Raw genomic sequence first — 22625 nt, 5'->3', positions numbered from 1 at the left:
CACCAACGCCACCTACGACAACGGCACCTTCGACATCATGGGCTGGGGCGCGGCCACCGAAGGCGGCGCGCAGCAGCGCTACCTGCTGCGCGCCCAGGTCCCGTTCGTCTCCGACGCCACCTGCAAGGCCTCCGGCGGTGACTACGCGGGCCTCAAGGACGCGGTGGAGATCTGCGCCGGTCTGCCCGAGGGCGGCATCGACACCTGCCAGGGCGACTCCGGTGGCCCCATGGTCCGCCGCGACGCCAACAACAACTGGATCCAGGTCGGCGTCGTGTCCTGGGGCGAAGGCTGCGCCCGCCCGAACAAGTACGGCGTCTACGCCCAGGTGAGCACCCTGTCCGCGGCCATCAAGGCCAAGGGCGACGAACTCGACCCCGACGGCGGCCCGACGACCACCCCGCCGACGAGCACCACCCAGCCCACGACCACTCCCCCGACCAGCACCACCCAGCCCACGACCACGCCGCCCACGACCACCACCACGCCGCCGACCGCGCCGATCTTCACCAACCCCAACAACGTCAACATCCCAGACGCGGGCGCCGCGGTCTACAGCAACCTCGTCGTCTCCGGCGTCAGCGGCAACGCGCCGTCGACACTGAAGGTCGGTGTCGACATCAAGCACACCTGGCGCGGTGACCTCGTCATCGACCTCGTCGCCCCGGACGGCTCCACCTACCGGCTGAAGGGCTCCTCCAGCTCGGACTCCGCCGACAACGTCATCACCACCTACACCGTCAACGCGTCGACCGAGATCGCCAACGGCACCTGGAAGCTCAAGGTCCGGGACGTCTACAGCTACGACACCGGCTACATCGACAGCTTCAAGCTCACCTTCTGATCCGCGCGATAACCACCGCCTGACACCGCCACGGGCCGTGCCGTCACCCGACGGCACGGCCCGTGGCCGCACTCGACGGTCGCCCACGGTGTCTGGTGGCGGGATACCGTCGAGCCACCGGCACAGCGCGGCGGCAGCGGCGTGATTGGCTTCGTGGACATGGATGTCGGACCGGACCGCCCGCGCCGGTCGATCAACAGGCTAGTCCCGTCATAACGCAGCACCTCGGCGGCGGATATCACCGTCTCCGGGTCCGGCACCGGCAGGCCCTCGCGCTGCTGCGAGCGGTCGTGGAGCCGACCACCAGGGCGGAGAGCAGATGATTCGGGTTGTCGTGGTGGACGACGAGGCGCTGGTCCGCTCCGGGTTCGAGCTGATCCTGCGCACGGTCGACGACATCGACGTGGTGGCCACCGCCTCCGGCGGACAAGCACTCGACCGGATCGCCCAGCACACACCCGACGTGGTTCTGCTCGACCTACGCATGCCCGACGTCGACGGCCTGACCATCTTGCGCGAACTGCGCCGCCGACCGAACCCACCCGCCGTTGCCATCCTCACCACCTTCGACTCCGACAAGCACGTCGCGGCCGCGCTGGGGGCCGGGGCGGCCGGATTCCTCCTCAAGGACACCGACCCACACCAACTCCCCCACCTGATCCGCACCCTGGCCAAAGGCGGAGTCGTCCTGTCCCCCGCGGTGACCCGCACGGTGATCAACGGCTACCTCGACGGCGGCGCCCGCAAGGCCGCGGCCGCACCCCTGCGGCTGCTCAGCGAACGCGAGCGGGCCGTGCTGACCCTGGTCGCCGAGGGGCTGTCGAACGGCGACATCGGCGGCAGACTTCACCTGAGCGTGGGCACGGTCAAGGACGAGGTCAGCGCCATCCTCGCCAAGCTGGGGGTCGGGAACCGGGTCCAGGCGGCCCTGCTCGCCCAACGCGCCGGGCTCGTCGACTAGGTCCATCATCTTCCGGGACGAGCCTCAGCACGCTCCACATCGGACAACACGATCTCGACAGCGACACGAAGCATCACAGTTCGAACTCGACGGCCGCGCCGGCTCGTCCCTCCAATACCGGCCTTCAGTGCGCGGATCGCGGGCCTCACCTCATTCCCGGAGCCTGGGAGGGATGTGACCCCGCAAAGATCCCAACGGTGATAGGGCTCGGGAACAAGGAGGCGAAGGTCGAGCGCGCGCTGGTCATGAATCATCCCGATCCCGGCGCGCTGGGTGAGGCGACCCCGGTGGACGCGTCCTCGGTCGGGTTGTCCGGCGTTTACCGGGTGACGTTGAACAAACCCCAGGAAATCGCGCAGATGGCGCCGTTCCAGTTCAGTGTCGATCTCGGAGGGGCGAAGACCTTCGTGATCGTGTCGAGTGCCACCGACCCGATCATGCAGGTCGGGAACGGGCAGTTCACGGCCACGCTTGTCCATGAGGCGTTCCACCGCTGCCAGAATGACACCTTCAAAGGTGACCAGGGCGATCAGGACGTGGAGAACCTGGAGCACTGGCTCGGAGCGGCCGGGAACATCAGGGCGAGCCGCTGCCATCCCGGGCGTACGGCGGTGGCGTCGGTGCCACCGTCGAGCGCGAGGGTCGCCTTGGCCGGGTCGGTTCGCGGTGAGCACGCCGGAGGCGGGCGGGTTCGTGATCGGCGCGGTCACCCGCGAGGTGTGCGCCGCGCCTACCGCCAGATCGCGGCCAGTTGTCGGGCTGACGGGCGCCACCGTCCAGACTGCGGGCGCCACCAGCGTCGTCTCGGCCTGGTCGATCCTGGGAATGGTCGCGCGGTTCGCGACCGTGACCGTCACGTCCCGACTGGTCCCAGGCTAGCGGCTGAAGTGCTGGTTGCGGGCTGTCGAGTACTCCACGCCCCATCGATCGGCGTGACGGGCGATGATCGTCTCGGGGCGGACGTCAATTCCACTCGGTCGAACCGCGTGAGATCAGTCGTCAGTTTCGTCACCGATTGTCGCCCTGAAATGAGTCGGACGCGCCGAGTGCGGGGCTGCTCTATGTTGGGTTTCATGACCGAGTCGTCGCTGGAGCCGGAGATCGTGGGGGTCGCGCGGGATGTTCGGGCCGTGCGGCGGTCACCTGCGGATTTTGACGCCGCGTTCGCGGTGGCGACGGTGTTCGCGCGTCGGACCCGGGGGCAACGGCCTGGGGTGATGGTGTCGATGCTGCCTGGCAAGGGTCAATGGGTGCTGGCGTTCTCGACGCCAGAACGGCTTGCCGCGTTCGGGCAGGACACGCCGTGGATGAGCCTCGCCGATCTGCTCGTGCGGCTTCCTGCTGGGATCGGTGTGCTACTCGACGTCGGTGAGGATCACGGGTTGCCGTTGCTGCCGCAACCTGATGGCCCCGCTCGGTTCGCGGGTGCGCGGTTGCCCGGAACCGATCCTCGGCGGCCGCGGTCTGAGTAGCGGGAGGAGAGGGCATGACCGGCTTCAACGTCGACCTGGCCGCGCTGGATCAGGCGGGCCAGGCCATCTCGCAGACGATGCACGACATGAAGACCCGCGCGGTGGATCGGATCGATGGCGGATCGGGCCAGTACGGGCATGACGGCAGCCCCCGCGCACCCGGCAGCGCGAACCCGCACGTCGAGATCCGCGACGAGAACGGCCAACGAACCGACGCGGACGGAACCCGGTGACCCGCAAAAGTCCCGGCAACCACACACCCATCGAATGGGACTGGTGACGATGACGAACTACACCGACGTGCCCACGCTTTCCGGCGTGTACCTGGAAGACAGCTACGTCCTGGCGATCGACGAAACACCGGGCGCGCTGCGGTTCAGGGGCGAGTTCGTGCTCACCGAGCACCACCCCGCTTACCACGCGCCCGCACCAGACGAGCAGTACTGCTACACCGACGGCTGGCTGGTCATCCCGAACACCACGCGCATCGAGTGGACTCGGCGCTCGACACAGCACTTCACCGACGCGGCAGGCGAAGAAGACCTCGGCAACATCGACTACCTCCACCGCGTCGACGACCACTGGCTGATCGGCGGCGACTGGGGCGAGGCCCGCGCCTACACAGGTCACGACCCCCAACTCGTTCTCACAGCTTCGGCCGAGTCCTGAGCCGCGAGCGCGCCGCACAGTGTCGTCGCTCTCCGAAATCACGAATGGACGCCCATGACCCACAACCGACACGCCCGCCCAACCCAAGTGCCGCACACAAGCCGACTGAGGGGCCATCGATCATCGACCCCAACGCGCCCGGCCCCCGCTACGCGGGCCTAAACATCGCCTATGGCTACGCGCACGACAGCTCGCAACCGACTGCGGCGAACTCCTACCGCATGATCGAAGGCTCACGAGGGTTCTTCGGCTACACCACAGCACCCGACGGCGAAACCTGGTGGTTCGCCCGCCTGGCCGGACCGGAACTCACCAAGTCGCAGATCGCGGAAACCGCCCCAGAACAAGCGAAGCAACGCCTCATCGACACCAGCACGCCGGGCCCACCGGTCATCGACTGGCGGTCCTGGTCAGCGTCGTCGCGACGAGGGAGCAGCACAGGCCCATCGCCGCGAGCAACCGGCTCGGCCGAACGTGCCGCGCCGCCAGCGCCAGCATGCGTGCCCCAGTGACGGCCCGCGCGTCCCCGGTCGCCGTGATCCGCACCAGAACCGGCCGACGGCACGGCCGGTCGTGGACCACGCCCGCGAGTACAGGGAACTCCGCGGCCAGGTGCGGATCGCGGCACGACCGGGCCAGAACCGGAAGGCCGAGCACGACGGACAGACGGGCGGCGATGTTCGAGCACCCGCCGCATGCGCTGTCATACACGACGACGAGCATGGTCACGACAACAGACCTAAGGCAAGTGCGGTGATCGCGCCTGCCGTCGTCGCGACCGCGAGCAGGCGCGCGTATCGCTGCCACAACAGGGACCACTCGCCGTCGTCATCGTGGACGATGCTGGCCGCTGCCATGATCCACCTCGCCAGCCCCCAACCGACCGCCATCGCGATCACACCGGTGAACGGGACAACCAGGACCGACGCGATCAGCACCAGGTGCGGCACGGCGGACGGCGAGTAGGTTCGCATGCCGGTGCCCATCTCGAACCCGAACTGCAGGGGACCGAGCACGCGCCCCTTGTGCTGCACGTCCTCGGGCACCAGCCGCCGGTTCTCCGGCACCGGCAGCGTTACCAGTCCGGCCTCGCGTGCGAGCACGAGCAGTGCCAGGACACCGAGAACGACCAGAGCTGCAGGCCGGGACAGGAGGGCCTGCACCACTCCTCCGACCGCACCGGCCACCAATGCCACTGCGAGTGCGCCGAACTGCAGTCCGGCACCGAATGCGACCAGCGGTCCTCTACCGCGCCAGACCGGCGCGCTCAGCACGAATGCCGAGTTGTGGCTTCAAGTGGAACCTGAGTTCGCGTACCCGGCGTTCAGCCCTGCCCAGAGGAAGGCCGACAGCGCGAGCGCGGCCCCTTGGACACCGGCGGCCAGGACTACGCCCAGCCCCAACACCACGGGGACCGCGATCGCGAGCGGGTGCAGCAGCACCCGGGTGAGCATCGGCACAGGTCAGATCCGGCACATGGAGATAGTCAGGTCTGTGTAACTCTCGCCACTGTTCCAGACTGTGCGCGTTGACGCGTCCGAGCACCGGTACACCGAGCCGCTCGCGGTCCAGCGCCAGGCGTTCTTTTTCGTCGATCCGGCACCACACGCGGTTGCGATCCTCGTCGAGGTGTATCCCTCGTCCGAGTACGACCGGAAGCCCTCGAAGTGCCAGCCACCGGAGCACGGGTACGAACCCCGCCGCCAGCCGCCAAAGCACGCGGCAGGGCCACTGGACCACCAGTTGTTGCTCTGCTCGTTGTACCCTTGCGGGTACCCGTCCGTGCAGTTCGAACTCGTCCACTCCGATGTCGGCCCGGCTTCAGCCTGCCGGCGGGTGGCCAGCCACTCGAACGGGACGAGGGCCGCCGTCGCCGCAGCGATCATCATGCCGCGCAACACGTTCCGGCGGTCCGGCGTCGTCGTGGCAATACTCGCCAGCACGTGGCTGGGCGTGGAATTCTCGGCCGGTTCTCTGTCTGCGAAAGGAATCTGGTCAAACCGCATGGACACTCCCCAGTGTTTCGGTGGCTGAGACGAACGTGTCTATCAACGCGGGCACGTCGGTGTCGGTGTAAAGGAACCGGCGGTCGGTGATCCGCCCGTCCGCGCCGACGACGTACAGGCATGGCGCGTATCCCTCGTACAGGAACTGCCACAGGTCCGGACTCGCGACACGCTCGACTGTGGACGGAGTGCCGTAGGTGTCCACGGACGCCTCGGCAGCGAACACCGCGACCGACCGCATGCCGGGTCTGTCCCGGCCAGCAAGCGCGTCGATCGCGACGGCGCAGGTCGGGCAGCCGGATTCGAGCAATAGAACCAATGTGGCGCGCTCGCCCGTACGCGGGCGCAGTTCGGGCGGTACGGTGCGGGTGTCATCGGCGAGTCGGGCCGTGTCGGCACTGAACACCGCACGTTCCACTGTCCGGAGCCGGGTGTAGGTGGCGAAAGCGGCGATGACCGCGAATATCGCGATCAGGGCGGCGACGAGCGCGAGAGCAATCGGGAGACTCATGGTGGCGTCCGGATTGGCTCAGTGCGACCAAGACGCGCGCGTGCCGTCGAGGACGGCCGTCGCGAGAGCGTCCACGTCCGCCGCGTCCAGCGCTGCGACGCTGTGTGGCGCATGGAAGGACACGTCGAAGTACGCTGTCGGATTCGCCACGTGGTAGCGCCATTCCAGGGCAGTGCCCCGCACTCGCGCCAGATCGTCGGCGTCCAGGGCGCGCGAGGTCCGCCAGAGTTCTCCGTCGCCGTGCGCCAGACCCTGCCACTCGGGCACGAGTGGACGTGCCGATCGCGCATCGCGGAACATCATGATGAGCCGGTCGTTCTGCGCGATCAGGATCGTGGTGTGCTGCTGGACCGTCGAGGAGTGCGAGGACACCGTGGCGCCGGTCGGAGAGTCGGTGAACCGCACCGACGACACCAACCGGTTCAGGACGTCGGTGCGCGGCAACGGGCCGCCGAACCATGTCGTCATCTCGCTGTGCGGACCGACCCACACCAGGCAACTGTCGGTGCGGTTGGCCGCCTCGAAGGTGTGCAGGTCGAATCCGGTGCGACGGAACACCTCGTGCTGTCCGCCGGGGAAGATCTTCTTCGGGATAACCCGGTACTGACCGACCTCGGCGAAGGAGAAGTCGCGCGCGGTGCCACCGCCGGCGAACCGCGTGGCACCGAACCACTCGACCTCACCCGCCGCCTCGGGCAGGACAAGGGACAGGCGGCCGCCGTCCGGGGCCGTTCTGGATAACGAGCGCGCGCCGATAACAGGTGTAGACATCAGGCCCCCCATAGGCTCTGGCAACCGGACACGGTTGATGATCGAAGACTTTCACCGGCTCGGCGCGGTGTCAAGACTCGTGGTAAGTCTGGCGCGGAGGGAAAGGGGGCGACATGGGAACGGAAACAGCCGCGGATCTGCGCGCCTATCTGGCCGATCGGTGGCGGCCGATGCTGCGCACCGCCTACCTGGTGTGTGGAGACGCGGCGGTCGCGCACGACGCGGTCCGCTCTGTGTTCATCACACTGCGCACCCGATTCCGGACCATGCCGACCGACGAACTGGATACTTGGGTTAGCTGCCAGGTGATCGGCCGGATCATCGGCGATGACAAGGAATCCGGCACCATCGGTCTGGCCGATATGGATGATGACGAGCTCTGGGAAGGCCACCTCCGGCTGCCCTCCCGGATACGGGCAGTGCTCGTGATGCGGCTGCTCGACGCTCTCCCCGACGACAAGATCGCGATCGTGCTGGGCCTCCCCGGCGATGAGGTCGCGGAGTTGACCCGGGCGGGGCTCGGGCCGGACGAGAGCGGGGAGACAGCAGCGGCACTGGGCGCCGAACTCGCGCGACGCGGTCAGGACGTCGCGGACGACCGGCCGCCGATCGTCGCCATCGAGCGCGCGATGAATCGGCCCCGCCGTCTCCGGGCAGTGTCCGCGATCGCAATGGTTGTCGCCGTCGCATCGGTCGGCATCGCGATCACGCGGTCGGCAGACGAGCGGACACCGGCCCCGGATGGTGGTCCGATGATCGAGACCACCCGATCGATGCTCGACTGGGCACCCCGGGGATCGCTAGGTCAGGACCGCTCGGCGGTCGAGAAGGCCCGGGCTTTGGTCCGGTCCGCGACCGGACCCGCGTCGAGGACCGCGGTTATCTACGTGGGCGACACTCCGGCCGGCCCGCTGGTCATCGGGGTCAACGGCAACGAGATCGTCGCCAGGACCGGACCGCCGGGCACCGGTATCGACGTGCTCGAACAGATCGGATTCAGTGGGGAACTCCCGGACGACGGCGTCGTCTCCCGGGTCCTCACCGACCCGATGGGACAGTCCTGGCTGTTCGTGCTCGCTGACCGGAAGACCGACACGATGGAGATCTCCTGGGCTCCCGCATACCGCGGCGACGGCACGCCTGCCCGCGACTGGACGGCCGTCCCGCACGACGCCGGCGTGATACTCACCCCCACCCCCGGGCCGGTTCTGGCCGCCCGGGTCCGCACGATCGACGACGGGGTGACGACGGGGGACCGGCCGGTGTTCGAGGACAGCAAGACTCTCAACCAGCCCGGTTTCCTTCCATTAGCCCGACTGTCGGAGCCGCCACTCCCGCCGGGTGTCGACCTGGCAGGCGCGGACGAGCGCACCGTCCGCTGGGCACTCGGCCAGGTCGAAGTCGCGGTACCGGGGGCAGGCTCCCAGGTCCGGGTGCGGTGGGCGCTGGAGAATCGAGCGCTGCTCTCGTTGGAAACCCGTGGCGGCGGGGTGCTCTCCGTCTACGCCGACCTCGGGATGGAGTACCCCTACCTCGACGTCGTGCCGGTGGCGCGCGTGGACGCCGACAGGGCGATCGCGGTCGTCCCCGTGGGGGAGGGAGTATGGGTGATCGCACCGCATGCGCGAGGTTCCGGGGTGCGGATCGGTCCGGCCGCCTCGGCCGTGACCGACCAGGGCTACGCCGTGGTGCCGGGTGACTCGTACGAGCTGATGCAAGGGGCAGTCGAGATCGACGGCGCCGTCACGGACCTGACTTCCGAGGCCCGGACGGATCCCTTCGACCTGCGCTAACGCACCTCGACGAGGTGCTCGCGCCTGGGCGTCAGCTCACCGATCACCGGTGCGCCCGGAATCTCCCCGGCCACCAGCAATCCGCCGGACGTTTGGGCGTCGGCGAGCAGGAGCAATGTGTCCTCGGCGATCCCGGGGGCGTGCAGGTGTGGCCGGACCCAGTGCAGGTTCCGCCGGGTGCCGCCGCTGATGTACCCGGCGCGCAACGCCTCGACAGCTCCGTCGAGGGACTCGACCGCCGCCGCATCGATCACCGCGGTGACCCCGCTCGCCCTGGCCAGCTTCATCCCGTGACCGAGCAGCCCGAACCCGGTGACGTCGGTGGCGCATGTGATCCCGGCCGCGACCGCTGCTTCGGCCGCCGCGCGGTTGAGCATCGTCATCGACGCCACCGCCGCCTCGAACACCTCACCGGTGGCCTTGTGCTGGCTGTTGAGTACCCCGACTCCCAGCGGCTTGGTCAACGACAGCGGCACTCCCGCGCGACCGCAATCGTTGCGTAGCAGGCGATCCGGGTGCACCATCCCGGTCACCGCCAATCCGTACTTGGGCTCCGCGTCATCGATGCTGTGCCCCCCGCCGAGATGCGCCCCCGCTGAGGTGACGATGTCGAGCCCGCCACGCAACACCTCGGTCACCAACTCCGCGGGCAGTACCTTACGCGGCCAGGCGAGCAGATTGAGCGCGACCAGTGGGCGTCCACCCATGGCGTAAACGTCGGACAACGCGTTCGCGGCGGCGATGCGGCCCCAGTCGTACGGGTCGTCCACGACCGGCCCGAAGAAGTCGGTGGTGGCGACGATCGCGCTGTCCCCGTTCAACTGGAACACCGCGGCGTCATCGCCGGTGTCGAGTCCGACGAGCAGCCCGGCCGGAGATGCGCCTAGACCGCGGACCATCTCCTCCAGTTCATCCGCAGGGATCTTGCATGCGCAGCCGCCACCGCGGGCGTACTGAGTGAGTCGAATCGCCACGCACACCATCGTGGCATGACAGACTGCGGGCATGGCGTGAGGAGGCGTGCCAGGTCTGGTGGCCTGCCCGGTCTTCAACACCGGTGAGCGGCGGCATCCGTCGTTGGCGGGTTCGATTTCCGTCCGCCTCCGCCATCATGCGCACTGGGGGAATCGGATGCAGGACGAGCGACGCCGGATTCCGCGAACGGACGACCTTCTCGCGGACCCGAGGCTGGCCGCCGCCGTCGACGTGGTCGGGGCAGCGCTGGTCAAGGCGGCCGTGTGGGAGGCGCAGGAGTTGGCCAGGGCCGGGCGGATTCCGGTCGACGTCGTGGCGGACGTGGCCGTGTCCATAGTGCCTGCCCTCCCGACCCGGCTGCGTCGGGTGATCAACGCGACCGGTGTCCTCGTGCACACCAATCTCGGGCTCCCCTGTCTCCCGCCGCGCGCGCCGCCGTCGCCGTCGCCTCCGGCTACACGGACGTCGAGTTCGACCTGGCCACCGGACAGCGCGCCCCACGCGGCCGATCAGTGATCGAGACGCTGGCCGCAGCTGCCCCCTCGGCGCACGGCGTGCACGTGGTCAACAACAACGCCGCCGCGCTGCTGCTGTGCGCGCTCGCGCTGGCGCCCGGTCGCGAGATCGTGATCAGCCGGGGCGAACTGGTCGAGATCGGTGACGGCTTCCGCATCCCGGATCTACTCACCACGGCCGGGGCGAGACTGCGCGAGGTCGGCACCACCAACCGGACGCACCTGCGGGACTACGCGGCCGCGATCGGCGACGGCACCGGCTTTATCCTGAAGGTGCACCCGTCGAACTATCTGATCTCCGGGTTCACGAGTGACGTCGGCATCGCGGAGCTGGCCGGGCTCGGTCCGCCGGTCGTGGTGGACGTCGGGTCCGGACTGCTTCACCCGCACCCGCTGCTGCCGAACGAGCCCGACGTGACCACCGCGATCGCCCGGGGCGCGACGATCGTCACGGCGAGCGGGGACAAGCTACTGGGCGGCCCGCAGGCCGGTCTGCTGTTCGGCGACGCGGACGTGCTCGACCGGTTGCGCAGGCACCCGGCCGCTCGGGCACTGCGGGTGGACAAGCTGACCCTGGCCGCGCTGGAGGCGACGGTGGCCGGGCCACCACCGCCGGTGCACCGGATGCTCACGATCCCGGCCGCCGACCTGCGGGCCCGCGCGGCCCGGCTGGCCGAGTCGGTTCCCTGGGTGCAGGTGGTCGCCACGACCTCGGTCGTGGGTGGCGGGGGCGCACCCGGCGTCGAGCTGGACAGCGCCGGGCTGGCCCTTCCCCTCGTCTACGCGACCGCCCTCCGGGCAGGCACACCGGCGGTGGTAGGACGCGTCGAGGACGGGCGCTGCGTGCTCGACCTGCGCACGGTCGATCCGGACGACGAAGCCGATCTAGTCAGGGCGCTCCGATCATGCGGGTGATCGCCACCGCCGGACACGTCGACCACGGCAAGTCGACACTCGTGCTGACACTGACCGGCCGGGACCCGGACCGATGGGCAGAGGAACAGCGGCGCGGGCTCACGATCGGCCTCGGCTTCGCCTGGACGACGACCCCGGGCGGACGACAGGTCGCGTTCGTCGACGTCCCCGGGCACGAACGGTTCATCAGGACCATGGTCGCCGGCGTCGGACCGGCGCAGATCGTGATGTTCGTCGTGGCCGCCGACGAAGGCTGGATGCCGCAGTCGGCGGAACATCTTGCCGTGCTAGACGCACTCGGTGTACGGCACGGGGTCATCGTGATTACCCGCTGCGATCTGGCCGACCCCGGACCGGCTGCGCGTCGTGCGACGGAGGAGTTCGGCCGCACCTCGTTGCGCGACGCGCGGACCGTGTGCGTCAGCGCGCGGACCGGCGACGGTATGGACGATCTCCTCGCCGCGCTCGACGCGGTGTGCGCGGAAACGCCGGACCCGGACGCTCGCGGTGACGTCCGCCTGTGGATCGACCGTTCGTTCAGCGTGCGCGGGGCGGGCACGGTGGTCACCGGCACCCTGACCGCAGGCACTCTCCGCGTCGGCGACAACCTCGGTCACCGAGTGCGCGGCCTGCACACCCTGGATCGTCCGGTCGAGCAGGTGACCGCGATGAGCCGGGTCGCGGTCAACCTGCATGGCACCGACCACCGCGCGTTCTCAGTGGGGGACACACTCACCACACCGGGCGCCTGGATCACCGTGACCGAGATCGACATCGCCGTGCGGCCCACACTTCCCCGCGAGGCGACCGTCCACATCGGCACCGCCGCTGTGCAGGCGACTGTCCGCCGGCTCGGCGGTGACTCGGCGCGGCTACGCCTCGCGCGGCCGTTGCCACTGCGTGTCGGTGACCGGCTGCTGGTTCGGTCCCCCGGGGACCGTGCGACCGTCGGCGCGGACGTCCTCGACGTCCGGCCTCCCCGGCTGACTCGCCGGGGCGAGGCCCGCCGGCGCGACGCGGAGCTGGCCGAACTGGCAGGTCGCCCAGCGCACGAGATCGCCCGCGCGCATCTGAGGCGGCGGGTATTCGCCGCCGAAACCGACTTCGCCGCCGAAGGGCTCCCGGCGACAGGGCGGGCAGTGCACGGCTGGCGGATCGACCCGGATGCATTGCCAAAGCTGACCGCGCGAGCGATCGCCGCGACCACGCAGTGGCTTGCGGAGCATCCGATGCGGATGGCCGGCATGCCGTTGGCTGATCTCGCGCGCGCCATCGGCGCTCCATCCCCCGAGGTCGCCGCCGAGGTGGCCAGAAACGCGGGACTCCCGGTGGCGGGCGGCCGGCTCGCCAACCCTGCCCGGCTGCCGGACGCTGTCGAGCACGCGATCGCGGCGGTCGGGGCCGACCTCGCAACCGCCCCCTTCCGGGCACCCACCCGGGACCGCCTGGCCGCGATCGGGCTCACCCGTCAGATGATCCGCGCCGCCGAGGCCGCAGGCCGGGTGCTGGTCGTCGCCAGGGACCTCGTGCTGCTCCCCGGCGACGACGAACGCGCACTGGCAGTCCTGGCCGCGCTCCCCCAGCCGTTCCCGGTCGCCGCCGCGACCACGGCGCTGGGCAGCACCCGCCGAGTCGTCGTGCCATTGCTCGAACTTTTAGACGCCAAGGGCAGGACGCAGCGGCTGCCGGACGGCACCCGCCTCACCGTCGACCGGGACATCAGCCCGACCCCGAAGGGGTGACAGACGTGGAATCCGGGCAGATCATATGGCCCGATGATGCCGGACAGCACACCGTCGATATCGCAGTGCGGTCATGGACCGCTGTCGTCGAAAGTCTGCGGGCTGCCAGCGATGATCACGATCCGAGTCGGCGAACACACATGCCCGCAGCAGCAATGGCACACGGTGCGCACCGGGGCGGAGCGTCGATCCTCGGTGTCAACGGCGCTCGAATGTGGGCTCTGTCCCAGATTCGGTGATCGTCGCCGAGACGGCATGACCTTGGTTTGTGATCTTGGACGATGCGGCTCGTAGCCTTGTGTCGGTGTTGTTTCCGCACTTCACGGGCGTTCAGGTGGATCGAGTGGCAACCGCCACGCGATGGGTGCGGTTTGAGGTGGCGGGCCGCGGCTGGGGGTCCTCCCGGGGCAGCAAGATGTGACCCAGGTTCGCATCGAGCGCGCGCAGCGCCATCCCGGTGTCGCAGGTGAGCAGAGTGACCGGCGTTCCCGCGATGGCCTGCACAGCGGCCGCCCGATCAATGATCTCCTAGTCGGCGATCGGCATGCGCGTGTGCCCAGCAGGGTCGTTGAACAGTGTTATCTCGACCCTGCTGGGTTTCTCGCTGAGCACGCCGCCGGATCGAAGCACGCGATCGATGATCGCCAGTGAGTACGCGGCGCGCCATCTCACGTCGCTGTGCTTGGTGCCGTCGAGTTCGTCAACCACGATCATCGGCACAACCAGTCGCAGCCGCGTTAACTCGTAGCCCATCGCAGCGGCCCAGTCGATGTCCTCCAGCTTGTCCTGGTACGCGAGGTACACGCTGGTGTCGAGCACCGCCATCGGCATGCCGCCCGACCACTGGCTGATCAGGACCTCGGTTGCCGCGCACGCGGCACTGAAAGTGTCGTGGCGCTCGGTGATCTCGCCGCCGACCACGTCATGCAGGATGCGCTCCTGGGCATTCCCGCCTACCGCTGCCGCCCACGCGGGCGCCATGGCCAGCAGCGCCTCGTAGCCCTTCCAGTCGAGCAGCGCCGCTGCATCCTCTCGGAAGATCACGTTGGTCAGCTGCCGTTCGGCCTTGCGGATCCACTCAAGGTAGGCCACATCTTCACCGCCGACGAGCCAGGTCCGACCGCCGTGGCACCAGCGAGGCTGTAGACGCCAGCGGAGTGAACGTTGTGTACGTCGGTGGGCAGCAGCCGCATCACCTCGAGGGCGTCGTGGAGCGTACGGCCGGGGTTCGGGGTGATCAGCACGCGCGGATCGTGACACAGCACGGTGTCCGTGCCTACTCGTTCACAACAGACGCCGAGCATGGCGTGGTCGGTCACGACACCTCGATACGAGCGACCAGGGATGGCCCGGAGCTAGCGGGTTATTCAGTCGACGTCGCGAAACTCTACTGGATTTCACCGTTCCGTATACTTGCTTGCATCCCCAACAAATGGGACAGCCCGGTTCTCCGTCACGGAGAACCGGGCGGTGCTGTACCCCATCGACAACGGGGATGATGGTCCCCGAGATCGGAGCGATCATGGGCAAATCCATGATCCGGTTCAGGCAGGCTGTGCGGGTGTTGTGGCACCTGCTGGAGCGACTGATCAGGCTGTTTGAGCTGCTCAGCCGCGTTGTCCCGGAGCCTGCCTTCTAACCTCTTCCCACAACAACACGAGAGTGACCGGAACCGGCAAGTTTAGGTTCACTCTCGTGGTGTGATGCTTATTCAACACCAAATAGGGGTGCGTTTCAAGTTCCACGGGTCGGGCATAAAGTAACCCGACTCGTGGAATTAAACGTGCTCACAGAGTGGTTCCGAGTAACGGTTCGCGACGCTGGGTGATCTTGGGGGCGCGCCGGGTTGGGTCCACATGAGAGTGCGGGACCCCTGCTAGGAAGTGGTCTTCTCACAGATCGACTTCGCAGGGATCCCGCGTTCATGAGTGTCACATATACGGCTGTCCTTGATGTGTCCGAGGCCAGTGTCGAGTTCCTGTCCTCGTTGCTGGCCGCTGAGCGGGTGCGGCGGGGCACCCGGGAGGGCAGGCGCGCGCTGGGCTGTGATGAGCAGGCTGTGCTGGTGTTGCGGTGGTTCTTCGATGACACGCGGATGTCGGCGCTGGCCAGGGACAACGCGATCTCGGCGTCCACCGCGTACGCCTACCGCGACGAGGGTGTCGCGGTGCTCGCCGCGCGGCGCCCGTCACTGCACGGTGCGCTGCTGGCGGCGAAGACCGCCGGGCACTCGCATGTGATCGTCGACGGCACGTTGATCCATACCGATCGGATCTCCACGCCGGGCCCGACACCCGGGGTGGACTTGTGGTGGAGCGGCAAACACCATCATCACGGCGGCAACATCGGAGGTCGTGTCCGCCCCGGACGGGTGGCCGTTGTGGACCTCCGACGTGCGGCCCGGCCGTGAGCACGACATCACCGCCGCCCGCGCCGACCTGCTCACCACGATCGCCGACTGGGTCCACGACGGCGCCCCGGCCCTGGCCGACCTGGGCTACGAAGGCGAACCCGACACGTTCAGGATCCCGTCCAAGAAACCCAAGAACAGGAGACTCACCCTCGATCAACAGACCTACAACGCCGTCCACGGCGCCCTGCGCTGCCTCGGCGAACGCGCCAACTCACTACTCAAAACCACCTTCAAGGCCCTGCGTCGCCACCGCGGCTGCCCCTGGCGCATCGGCGATATCGTCGCCGCCGCCCTGGTCCTGCTCCACCACGAACACCACCACACCACATGACCGCCAACAATTGATCACACAGCGCCACGAGAAGTTACTCGGAAAGGCTCACTACTAAGACAGCGTCGAGGAGCTCCTCCCCGTCGCCTTCGACCCCCCAGCCATAATGCCGCTACTCGTTGTCGGAAGCCAGCTACTGATCAACCCAAGAAAATGGCGGAAGATCTCCGGCACATCGGCACCGAGCACGGTATTGAGCCCCTCGGCCTGGGAACTGCTCACCGCATCGGAGTGATTCCCCGGTAGTTCACCGTGGTTGGTGCTAAATGCCACTGCGCGCGCGCCGAATGGGCGCGAGAGTAGGCACGGGCTCGTTGGCGAGGAAGTCGATGATGATCGTGTTACACAACGTTGTCTTCTCGACCAGGAGCCCGTGCGACGTGCCGGGAATGACCGCCAGCTCGGCATTGGGCAGCCCTCGGTAATACGCGATGGCGTGCTCCAGGATGACCTGATCGTCGTCGCCCACCATCACCAGCGCCCGGTTCGGAACGCCAGCCAGATCCGCCGCGGTCAGGGTCGGTTCGTGCGCGTGCATTCGAGCCAGCTTGTCCGCAACGATCGGGTAGTGGTCCGGACCGTCGGGGGACACCTCCCCATAGGCGGCCGCGAAGTACGCCGACGTCTCTTCGTCTAGATCGGCCGCCCCGGGCACCCAGCCCTCCCGATTGAACACGCCGGCCACGAGCGCCACGCGATCAACCAGATCCGGACGGCGCAACGCGGTGTGCAGGGCCACGATCGCTCCGTCACTGCAGCCGACCAGGTGAGCGGGCGCACCGACCACGTCCTCCAGGAACGCGACGGTGTCCTGCGCCATCAGCTCGTAGGTGATCGGACCCGCCACGTCCAAGGTGCGCCCGTGCCCACGCCGGTCCGGCGTGAAGACCCGGAACCGTGCCGCGAACGCGTCGAGGTTGGGCCCCCAGGCCCGGGCGTCGACCCCTCCCGGGTGCAGCAACACCACCGGGTCGCCGACACCCCGCTCCTCGTACCACATTGTCGATCAACCTAACCGAAGCCGAGTCCGATCTCAAGCCTGAATAAACCGAACCGCCATCCGGCCACACAAGGTGCTCCTGCCGGGCGGGATCTCCGTCAAGATCCCGACGATTCCGGCGCTCGTGCTCCTGAAGCTCTTCGCCTGGCGAGATCGTCATCGCGACGACACACGCGACGCACTCGATGTGGCGACGATGATCGAATGGTATTCGTCGGGGAAGTACTTCGACCGGCTATACGACCAGGAAACCGACTGGCTCGAGAAATTCGATTACGACCCGCCGCTGGCAGGAGCGGCACTCCTGGGGTCGCAAATACCGAGTTTGCTCGATGAGAAAGGCACCGCCGAGTTGCTCCGCGTCCTGGACGATCAAGAGCTGATGGGGCGATTGGCGAAGGACATGGGGGGCTCTCGTCCCGATCTCTTGGTGCGAGCCATGATCCAAGGTGTTCACGCCGCCGTGTCCACGTCGAAGTAGGCGCGCCACACGGAGTCGACGTGGTTCTGCGCCGGGCTGAGAATGCCCTCGAAGTAGAGGTGTCCGTACTGGATGCGCGGTTTCACTTTCAGATCGATCGAAATCCAGTCGCCCGTGGGCTGTTGGGAAACCAGTTCGAGCGGCAGGATGCCCCAGACCGCCACCGAAGGCGACTGTTTGGTGAAGTACTGGCCGAACTCGAACGACACATAGCCGTCGCGATTCGTCTGCTCGTGCGCGAAGGCCATGTCAGTGCGCTGGACGTTCATCAGGGTGTCGGTCGACCGGAGAAAATACCAAACCGCGTCGACAAGCTCCGCGCAGTGTTCGGGCGGAACCGGGGAGCTTTCCAAGGCGCGGTGCAACTCGGCCAGGGTGCGTTGCATTTGGGGGCGGATGATGCCGATTCGCGCCAGGATCTCCGTGTCCTGAGGCGGCGGGTCGCGGAGGATGGAGCGCATGTTGTAGCGCTGGGTCAGGAGCCGCATTCGCAGGTTCACCGCGCGGTTCAGCCAGAGGACGGTGTCGAGTCCGGTCTTGGACTTCGCGAGCCGCCACATCTCGTAGGAGCGTCTGGTCGGCCGGCCGCCGGAGGGCTCCGATGAGCCCGCGTCCTGGTCCCAGGTGAGGAAGATCGGGTCCAGGTGGATCGGCGCGACCTGCCATGGACTGGTCGTGCGTCGGCTCTCCGGGTCCTGGGCCAGGCACAACGTCTCCGTCATGGCGACCATCGTGGCACGGCCGGTGACCTTGGTCATCCCACGCTGTAGGCCAGCCATTGCGTGTCGCTGTTCTGGAACTGCACCCCGTACGCCCGGCCGTCTTTGAACGTGAACCCGTAGAAGATGATCGTCGGCGGCCCGTCGTTCGGCGAGATCACCTCGGTTGTCTTCTTGCCCTTGACCTTGCCGTCCTTCAGGTCCACCTCGACGACGGACTGGTCGAAGTCCTTGGTGTTCTCCAACGCCGATTGCAGCGCATACACTTTGTCGCCTTCGATCGCGAGAACCTGCATGAACAACAGGGCGGGTTCCTCGGTCGCCCAGAGGTCCTTGCCGGTCTTCAAGTCCGTGGCGACGAGCCGGTTCGGCTTTCCCTTGTTCGGCGCGGTGACGCTGACCATGGTGTTGCCGGAGACCAGGGCCCGCGACTGCTCCTGGTAGGCACCGATCGGCGCGACGGAGAACCCGATCGGCACGGTCGCCAGCGCCTTGTCGCTCTTCGGGTCGCCCCGCTCGTCGTGGATGACGCTCTGGACCTTCCATCCGTCGTCCAGGGTGATGATGGAGGCCCGCTCGTCCGGACCCGGTTTCGGCGTCACGTTCAGCACGACGGGTGAACCGGCGAGCAGCTTCATCGAGCTGATCGGCGCCCCGGCGTCCGTGTCGGTGATGTTCGCGGTGCGGCCGATCGCGCCTTCCGCGGTGAGTTCGGCGACGCTGAAGAGGGCGTCGCCGTTCGGCTGGATGCAGGTCGCCTTGACCACCACGCTGTCCGGGCCCGCGGGCAGCATCCCGTTGGCCGGGCAGTTCGGCTTGCCGTTCGGGTCGCTCTTCAGCTTGACATGCCACTTCGAGTCGCCGGTCGCGAGGTCCAGCCCGAACACGTTGAAATCCCAGGTCGCGACCACTACGCCTGCGACGATCTCGACGGGCATTCCGGCGGTCTTCGCCGATATCGCGCCCTGGGCGTAGGCGACCGTCGTGGACCAGCCGAGTTCGCCGGTCTTCAGATCGATGACCGTGACGATGCCGCAATTCGGTGTGATCGGCTTGGACTTGCCCTCGACCAACCCGAGCGTCAGCGCGAGCTTGTTGTCCGGGGACGTGGTGTTGCCCGCTCCGCAGAAGGCGCCTTCAGCGGCCTCGATATTCGGCGCCTTCGTGAACCATTTGACTTCGCCGTCCGCACGGCTGATCGCGGTGACGTCCCGCGCGGTCACGATGATCAGGTCTTCGCCGGAATTGAGGATGCGCAGCGGGTTGTCTTTGCTATCTTTCTCGCCTTTTGTGGTCCATGGCTTGAAAGCGGGTTTGGCGGAGTCAGTCGGCAGTTCGACCCCAGTCGAGTTGGCCACCGGAGTCTCACGGTTCAGCACCACGACCGTCAGCGAAGCGGCTGCCACCACGGCGACGATGGCGGCGATCACGGCCCAGACCTTGCCGCGGCCGCGCTTGGGCGGAGGCGGCGGCGCAGGCGGAGGCCACCCTCCCGGCTGGAATTGGGCGCGCGGGTCATACGGCGGTTGCTGCTGCCAAGTCATGCGTCATTCCCCCAGGAATGTTCGGAAATCCAGGTCGGAGATTAGTCGGCGCGATGTCGTGCCGAGGCCGAATCAGCCGCGAGAGTTTCTCGGGTTGCCGCCTCCCGCAGCCGGGCGCAGGCTGCAGTGGTCACCGAGAGAGGAGTTCGCACTATGGCGATCTGCGACACCTGCGGCAACGACTACTGGATGGCCTTCGAGGTGAAGACGGTCAGCGGCGAGGTCCACACCTTCGACAGCTTCGAGTGCGCGATCACCAAGCTCGCCCCGGTCTGTGAGCACTGCAAGTGCCGCATCCTCGGCCACGGCGTCGAGGTCGAGGGCCGGTTCTTCTGCTGCGCCCACTGCGCGCACAGTGGCGACGCCGACCTCGGGTCGCAGATCAGGGACGCGGTCGGGGCGCACCCGGGCTGATCAGGCCCAGGGGATCAGCGGGATTCCGTCGAGGAACGGCAGGGCGCCCGCGTTGTGCAGGGCCACGGCGGACATCCAGATGGCGACCGCGGTCAGCAGCGGCCCGACAATGGCCATCTCGACGGTCCCGCCCGTGCGCATGCGCATGATCTTCGGCGGCGCCACCGGGTACCAGGTCTTGAACGCGATCGGGACCGGCCACAGGATCGGGCAGCCCTGTTCGGTGATCGCGTCGCCCAGGTAGTGCGCGATGCACCCGATGCCGACGGCCACACCGCAGGCCGCCGCGTCCGCCGGGGTCTGGTCCGTCCATTTGAGACACGCGTAGGTGAGCATCAGCGCCGTGCCCGTGATCCACAGTGCGTCGTTGCGGGGGCACCACTTGTGCATGATCCCGCGCACGGCCAGGCCGCTGAAGAAGAACATCAGCAGCGGCAGCGCCCACGACTGGCTGGTCTGCACGATGGCCGTGGTGATGATCGAGGCCAGGATCGCGAAGACGAGGGTGTGGGTGAACCCGCGGTGCCCACCGTCGCGCTTGCTGTCGCGCTTGGTGCGGGTGACCTGGTAGATGCCGTGGCTGATCGCGTTGATCAGCTTCGACCCCGCCGCCGTCACCGGGCCGAACGTGCTCGACACCGTCGACTCCGGGTGGTCGAGGTCCGGTAACAGCGCCGCGCCCGCGCACAGGACCGCGCCCACGCACCAGCCCTTGACCGACAGCGTCCCCAGCGAGCTGTCGCCCGCCAGTGCCGTCGCCGTCGCCCACGCCGTGAGCCCGCTCATCGCGTGCGTCGGTCCAGTCGACATCCGTGCCCCCCTCGTGACCAGTGGGCGGTATTCGATCACAGGCGTACGCTCGATCGGGTGCTGCGTCCCACATTTCCCATCACCACCCGCCGACTGGTCCTGCGGCCCTACGTCGAGTCCGATCTGGACGCCCTCTACGCGATCCAGTCCCGCGAGGACGTATGCAAGTACCTGTACTTCGAGCCGCGCACCCGTGACGAGGTCGAAGTCGCGTTGCAGGAGCGGATGGCGGTGACGTCGCTGGAGAAGGAGGGCGACGCGATCCGGCCCGCGGTTGTCCTCGCGGAGACCGGTGAGCTGCTCGGCGACGTGATGCTGATGTGGCTCAGCGAGGAACACCAGTCCGGTGAGCTCGGCTTCGTCTTCCACCCCGACCACCACGGCAAGGGCTACGCGGGCGAGGCCGCCACCCAGATGCTGCGCCTGGGCTTCGAGGACCTGGGCCTGCACCGCATCATCGCCAGGCTCGACGCCGACAACCGCGCCTCCGGCAGGCTCCTCGAACGCCTCGGCATGCGCTTCGAGGGCCGCTTCCGGCAGAACGAGTTCGTCAAGGGCAAGTGGGCCGACGAGGCCGTCTACGCCATGCTCGCCGACGAGTGGCGCGACCTGAACGAGTTCTGAAGCGCACCTCACGCCTACGATCGCGGGTGACTGTGCACACAGGCTCACATCACGCGCCCGGCTACCAGTACGCTTGTACCGTTTGAAGGCGCGCGCATTAACGGCGAAGGGAGCACCGCGGCTCATGGCCAAGATCAAGGTCCAGGGAACGGTCGTCGAACTCGATGGCGACGAGATGACCCGCATCATCTGGCAGTTCATCAAGGACAAGCTGATCCACCCGTACTTGGACCTCAACATCGAGTACTACGACCTCGGTATCGAGCACCGGGACGAGACCGACGACCAGGTCACCATCGACGCCGCGAACGCCATCAAGAAGCACGGTGTCGGCGTCAAGTGCGCCACGATCACGCCGGACGAGGCGCGCGTCGAGGAGTTCGGCCTGAAGAAGATGTGGGTCTCGCCCAACGGCACGATCCGCAACATCCTCGGTGGCGTGGTCTTCCGCGAGCCGATCATCATCTCCAACATCCCCCGGCTGGTGCCGGGCTGGACCAAGCCGATCGTCATCGGCCGTCACGCCCACGGCGACCAGTACAAGTCCACGAACTTCAAGGTCCCCGGCGCGGGCAAGGTGACCATCACCTTCACCCCGACCGACGGCTCGGAGCCGATCGAGCACACCGTGGTCGACATGCCGCAGGACGGCGGCGTCGTCATGGGCATGTACAACTTCAACAAGTCCATCGAGGACTTCGCGCGCGCCTCGTTCTCCTACGGCCTGCAGCGCAACTACCCGGTCTACATGTCGACCAAGAACACCATCCTCAAGGCCTACGACGGTGCCTTCAAGGACATCTTCCAGGCCGTGTTCGAGGCTGAGTTCAAGGAGAAGTTCGACGCCGCGGGCCTGACCTACGAGCACCGCCTGATCGACGACATGGTCGCCGCCGCGATGAAGTGGGAGGGCGGCTACGTCTGGGCGTGCAAGAACTACGACGGTGACGTCCAGTCCGACACCGTGGCGCAGGGCTTCGGCTCGCTGGGCCTGATGACGTCGGTGCTGATGACCCCGGACGGCAAGACCGTCGAGGCCGAGGCCGCGCACGGCACGGTGACCCGGCACTACCGCCAGCACCAGGCGGGCAAGCCGACCTCCACCAACCCGATCG

General features: G+C 67.7%; 24 protein-coding genes, 1 tRNA gene and 3 pseudogenes. 15 read left to right on the top strand and 13 right to left on the bottom strand.

What is annotated here, in order from left to right; all coding sequences use genetic code 11:
* From ACRDSQ_RS23410 to ACRDSQ_RS23385, 6 genes and pseudogenes are all read left to right on the top strand, one after another.
* A pseudogene (locus tag ACRDSQ_RS23410) lies at positions 1 to 355 on the top strand (serine protease); the annotation flags it as partial.
* Positions 329 to 844 carry a proprotein convertase P-domain-containing protein gene (locus ACRDSQ_RS23405; RefSeq protein ID WP_431424038.1) on the top strand — a complete coding sequence of 172 codons (516 nt, stop codon included), beginning with the start codon at positions 329 to 331 and terminating at the stop codon, positions 842 to 844. The pseudogene ACRDSQ_RS23410 and the gene ACRDSQ_RS23405, both read left to right, overlap by 27 nt.
* A gap of 319 nt (positions 845 to 1163) precedes the next feature.
* Positions 1164 to 1805 (top strand): response regulator transcription factor, encoded by a 642-nt coding sequence (locus ACRDSQ_RS23400; protein ID WP_431424035.1) that lies wholly within the window; start codon positions 1164 to 1166, stop codon positions 1803 to 1805.
* Positions 1806 to 2002: 197 nt separating this feature from the next.
* Entirely contained in the window at positions 2003 to 3277 is a 1275-nt protein-coding gene (locus tag ACRDSQ_RS23395; protein ID WP_431424033.1) for a hypothetical protein, read from the top strand.
* 14 nt (positions 3278 to 3291) lie between these two features.
* A complete protein-coding gene (locus ACRDSQ_RS23390; protein WP_431424031.1) occupies positions 3292 to 3510 on the top strand; it encodes a hypothetical protein in 219 nt (72 codons plus the stop codon).
* A gap of 34 nt (positions 3511 to 3544) precedes the next feature.
* The gene (locus tag ACRDSQ_RS23385; protein WP_431424030.1) at positions 3545 to 3946 is read left to right on the top strand and encodes a hypothetical protein; all 402 of its coding nucleotides are present in this window, start codon (positions 3545 to 3547) and stop codon (positions 3944 to 3946) included.
* A gap of 390 nt (positions 3947 to 4336) precedes the next feature.
* On the opposite strand, the gene ACRDSQ_RS23380 is transcribed toward ACRDSQ_RS23385, so the two are convergent.
* Genes ACRDSQ_RS23380 through ACRDSQ_RS23355 form a run of 6 tightly spaced genes read right to left on the bottom strand, consistent with a single transcriptional unit; the run spans position 4337 to position 7234 of the window.
* Positions 4337 to 4675, bottom strand: coding sequence for a hypothetical protein (locus tag ACRDSQ_RS23380; RefSeq protein WP_431424029.1), 339 nt, complete (start codon positions 4673 to 4675; stop codon positions 4337 to 4339).
* Positions 4672 to 5220, bottom strand: a complete 549-nt coding sequence (locus ACRDSQ_RS23375; protein WP_431424027.1) for a hypothetical protein — start codon at positions 5218 to 5220, stop codon at positions 4672 to 4674. Before ACRDSQ_RS23375 ends, ACRDSQ_RS23380 begins: the two co-directional genes overlap by 4 nt.
* 18 nt (positions 5221 to 5238) lie before the next feature.
* Complete coding sequence (locus tag ACRDSQ_RS23370; protein WP_431424025.1) at positions 5239 to 5400, bottom strand: hypothetical protein; 162 nt, start codon at positions 5398 to 5400, stop codon at positions 5239 to 5241.
* Positions 5401 to 5409: 9 nt separating this feature from the next.
* A complete protein-coding gene (locus ACRDSQ_RS23365; protein ID WP_431424024.1) occupies positions 5410 to 5952 on the bottom strand; it encodes a hypothetical protein in 543 nt (180 codons plus the stop codon).
* Complete coding sequence (locus ACRDSQ_RS23360; protein ID WP_431424022.1) at positions 5942 to 6463, bottom strand: hypothetical protein; 522 nt, start codon at positions 6461 to 6463, stop codon at positions 5942 to 5944. Before ACRDSQ_RS23360 ends, ACRDSQ_RS23365 begins: the two co-directional genes overlap by 11 nt.
* An 18-nt stretch (positions 6464 to 6481) precedes the next feature.
* Positions 6482 to 7234: a hypothetical protein gene (locus tag ACRDSQ_RS23355; RefSeq protein ID WP_431424020.1), complete on the bottom strand. Its 753-nt coding sequence runs from the start codon at positions 7232 to 7234 to the stop codon at positions 6482 to 6484.
* A gap of 113 nt (positions 7235 to 7347) precedes the next feature.
* Between ACRDSQ_RS23355 and ACRDSQ_RS23350 the strand changes: the two genes are divergently transcribed.
* Positions 7348 to 9027 carry a hypothetical protein gene (locus ACRDSQ_RS23350; protein ID WP_431424018.1) on the top strand — a complete coding sequence of 560 codons (1680 nt, stop codon included), beginning with the start codon at positions 7348 to 7350 and terminating at the stop codon, positions 9025 to 9027.
* On the opposite strand, the gene selD is transcribed toward ACRDSQ_RS23350, so the two are convergent.
* Positions 9024 to 10010, bottom strand: a complete 987-nt coding sequence (selD, locus tag ACRDSQ_RS23345) for a selenide, water dikinase SelD (protein ID WP_431424036.1) — start codon at positions 10008 to 10010, stop codon at positions 9024 to 9026. The two genes, ACRDSQ_RS23350 and selD, sit on opposite strands and share 4 nt — an antisense overlap.
* A 31-nt stretch (positions 10011 to 10041) precedes the next feature.
* On the opposite strand from selD, the gene ACRDSQ_RS23340 reads away from it, so the two are divergent.
* The 3 genes and pseudogenes from ACRDSQ_RS23340 to selB all read left to right on the top strand — a co-directional run bounded on the left by ACRDSQ_RS23340 (position 10042) and on the right by selB (position 13174).
* A tRNA-Sec gene (locus ACRDSQ_RS23340) sits at positions 10042 to 10136 on the top strand.
* A gap of 22 nt (positions 10137 to 10158) precedes the next feature.
* Positions 10159 to 11432 (top strand): annotated as a pseudogene (gene selA / locus ACRDSQ_RS23335) (L-seryl-tRNA(Sec) selenium transferase).
* Positions 11423 to 13174, top strand: coding sequence for a selenocysteine-specific translation elongation factor (gene selB, locus ACRDSQ_RS23330; RefSeq protein ID WP_431424017.1), 1752 nt, complete (start codon positions 11423 to 11425; stop codon positions 13172 to 13174). The pseudogene selA and the gene selB overlap by 10 nt, the downstream one beginning before the upstream one ends.
* Positions 13175 to 13702: 528 nt before the next feature.
* On the opposite strand, the gene ACRDSQ_RS23325 is transcribed toward selB, so the two are convergent.
* Both ACRDSQ_RS23325 and ACRDSQ_RS23320 read right to left on the bottom strand, forming a co-directional pair.
* Positions 13703 to 14266 carry a PIN domain-containing protein gene (locus ACRDSQ_RS23325; protein ID WP_431424016.1) on the bottom strand — a complete coding sequence of 188 codons (564 nt, stop codon included), beginning with the start codon at positions 14264 to 14266 and terminating at the stop codon, positions 13703 to 13705.
* Positions 14224 to 14493: a hypothetical protein gene (locus ACRDSQ_RS23320; protein WP_431424015.1), complete on the bottom strand. Its 270-nt coding sequence runs from the start codon at positions 14491 to 14493 to the stop codon at positions 14224 to 14226. Before ACRDSQ_RS23320 ends, ACRDSQ_RS23325 begins: the two co-directional genes overlap by 43 nt.
* A gap of 605 nt (positions 14494 to 15098) precedes the next feature.
* Here ACRDSQ_RS23320 and ACRDSQ_RS23315 point away from each other — a divergent pair.
* Positions 15099 to 15918 (top strand): annotated as a pseudogene (locus ACRDSQ_RS23315) (transposase family protein).
* 262 nt (positions 15919 to 16180) lie between these two features.
* On the opposite strand, the gene ACRDSQ_RS23310 reads toward ACRDSQ_RS23315, so the two are convergent.
* Positions 16181 to 16918: an alpha/beta fold hydrolase gene (locus ACRDSQ_RS23310; RefSeq protein WP_431424014.1), complete on the bottom strand. Its 738-nt coding sequence runs from the start codon at positions 16916 to 16918 to the stop codon at positions 16181 to 16183.
* A gap of 73 nt (positions 16919 to 16991) precedes the next feature.
* Here ACRDSQ_RS23310 and ACRDSQ_RS23305 point away from each other — a divergent pair, with 73 nt between their 5' ends.
* The gene (locus ACRDSQ_RS23305; protein WP_431424013.1) at positions 16992 to 17399 is read left to right on the top strand and encodes a hypothetical protein; all 408 of its coding nucleotides are present in this window, start codon (positions 16992 to 16994) and stop codon (positions 17397 to 17399) included.
* Here ACRDSQ_RS23305 and ACRDSQ_RS23300 read toward each other — a convergent pair.
* Together ACRDSQ_RS23300 and ACRDSQ_RS23295 are read right to left on the bottom strand one after the other, a co-directional pair.
* The gene (locus ACRDSQ_RS23300) at positions 17372 to 18121 is read right to left on the bottom strand and encodes a hypothetical protein (RefSeq protein ID WP_431424012.1); all 750 of its coding nucleotides are present in this window, start codon (positions 18119 to 18121) and stop codon (positions 17372 to 17374) included. The two genes, ACRDSQ_RS23305 and ACRDSQ_RS23300, sit on opposite strands and share 28 nt — an antisense overlap.
* Positions 18122 to 18153: 32 nt before the next feature.
* Positions 18154 to 19548, bottom strand: coding sequence for a PQQ-binding-like beta-propeller repeat protein (locus ACRDSQ_RS23295; protein ID WP_431424010.1), 1395 nt, complete (start codon positions 19546 to 19548; stop codon positions 18154 to 18156).
* 267 nt (positions 19549 to 19815) lie between these two features.
* Here ACRDSQ_RS23295 and ACRDSQ_RS23290 point away from each other — a divergent pair, with 267 nt between their 5' ends.
* Entirely contained in the window at positions 19816 to 20076 is a 261-nt protein-coding gene (locus ACRDSQ_RS23290; RefSeq protein WP_431424009.1) for a Prokaryotic metallothionein, read from the top strand.
* Here ACRDSQ_RS23290 and ACRDSQ_RS23285 read toward each other — a convergent pair whose 3' ends face one another.
* Complete coding sequence (locus ACRDSQ_RS23285) at positions 20077 to 20886, bottom strand: metal-dependent hydrolase (RefSeq protein WP_431424008.1); 810 nt, start codon at positions 20884 to 20886, stop codon at positions 20077 to 20079.
* 57 nt (positions 20887 to 20943) lie between these two features.
* On the opposite strand from ACRDSQ_RS23285, the gene ACRDSQ_RS23280 reads away from it, so the two are divergent.
* Together ACRDSQ_RS23280 and ACRDSQ_RS23275 are read left to right on the top strand one after the other, a co-directional pair.
* Positions 20944 to 21510 (top strand): GNAT family N-acetyltransferase, encoded by a 567-nt coding sequence (locus tag ACRDSQ_RS23280; protein WP_431424006.1) that lies wholly within the window; start codon positions 20944 to 20946, stop codon positions 21508 to 21510.
* A gap of 124 nt (positions 21511 to 21634) precedes the next feature.
* The coding region (locus ACRDSQ_RS23275; RefSeq protein ID WP_431424005.1) for an NADP-dependent isocitrate dehydrogenase at positions 21635 to 22625 on the top strand (991 nt) is incomplete at its 3' end.

It is taken from the genome of Actinokineospora sp. (assembly GCF_050699995.1).
GTDB lineage: Bacteria > Actinomycetota > Actinomycetes > Mycobacteriales > Pseudonocardiaceae > Actinokineospora.
The sequence above is the reverse complement of the archived record's forward strand: the minus strand, read 5'-3'. Positions and strand labels throughout refer to the sequence as shown.

Coding starts and splice junctions, on each gene's coding strand:
- ACRDSQ_RS23400 (WP_431424035.1), top strand. CDS start 1,164: ATGATTCGGGTTGTCGTGGTGGACGACGAGGCGCTGGTCCGCTCCGGG.
- ACRDSQ_RS23390 (WP_431424031.1), top strand. CDS start 3,292: ATGACCGGCTTCAACGTCGACCTGGCCGCGCTGGATCAGGCGGGCCAG.
- ACRDSQ_RS23385 (WP_431424030.1), top strand. CDS start 3,545: ATGGGACTGGTGACGATGACGAACTACACCGACGTGCCCACGCTTTCC.
- ACRDSQ_RS23370 (WP_431424025.1), bottom strand. CDS start 5,400: ATGCTCACCCGGGTGCTGCTGCACCCGCTCGCGATCGCGGTCCCCGTG.
- ACRDSQ_RS23365 (WP_431424024.1), bottom strand. CDS start 5,952: ATGCGGTTTGACCAGATTCCTTTCGCAGACAGAGAACCGGCCGAGAAT.
- ACRDSQ_RS23360 (WP_431424022.1), bottom strand. CDS start 6,463: ATGAGTCTCCCGATTGCTCTCGCGCTCGTCGCCGCCCTGATCGCGATA.
- ACRDSQ_RS23355 (WP_431424020.1), bottom strand. CDS start 7,234: ATGTCTACACCTGTTATCGGCGCGCGCTCGTTATCCAGAACGGCCCCG.
- ACRDSQ_RS23350 (WP_431424018.1), top strand. CDS start 7,348: ATGGGAACGGAAACAGCCGCGGATCTGCGCGCCTATCTGGCCGATCGG.
- selD (WP_431424036.1), bottom strand. CDS start 10,010: ATGGTGTGCGTGGCGATTCGACTCACTCAGTACGCCCGCGGTGGCGGC.
- selB (WP_431424017.1), top strand. CDS start 11,423: ATGCGGGTGATCGCCACCGCCGGACACGTCGACCACGGCAAGTCGACA.
- ACRDSQ_RS23310 (WP_431424014.1), bottom strand. CDS start 16,918: ATGTGGTACGAGGAGCGGGGTGTCGGCGACCCGGTGGTGTTGCTGCAC.
- ACRDSQ_RS23300 (WP_431424012.1), bottom strand. CDS start 18,121: ATGACGGAGACGTTGTGCCTGGCCCAGGACCCGGAGAGCCGACGCACG.
- ACRDSQ_RS23290 (WP_431424009.1), top strand. CDS start 19,816: ATGGCGATCTGCGACACCTGCGGCAACGACTACTGGATGGCCTTCGAG.
- ACRDSQ_RS23285 (WP_431424008.1), bottom strand. CDS start 20,886: ATGTCGACTGGACCGACGCACGCGATGAGCGGGCTCACGGCGTGGGCG.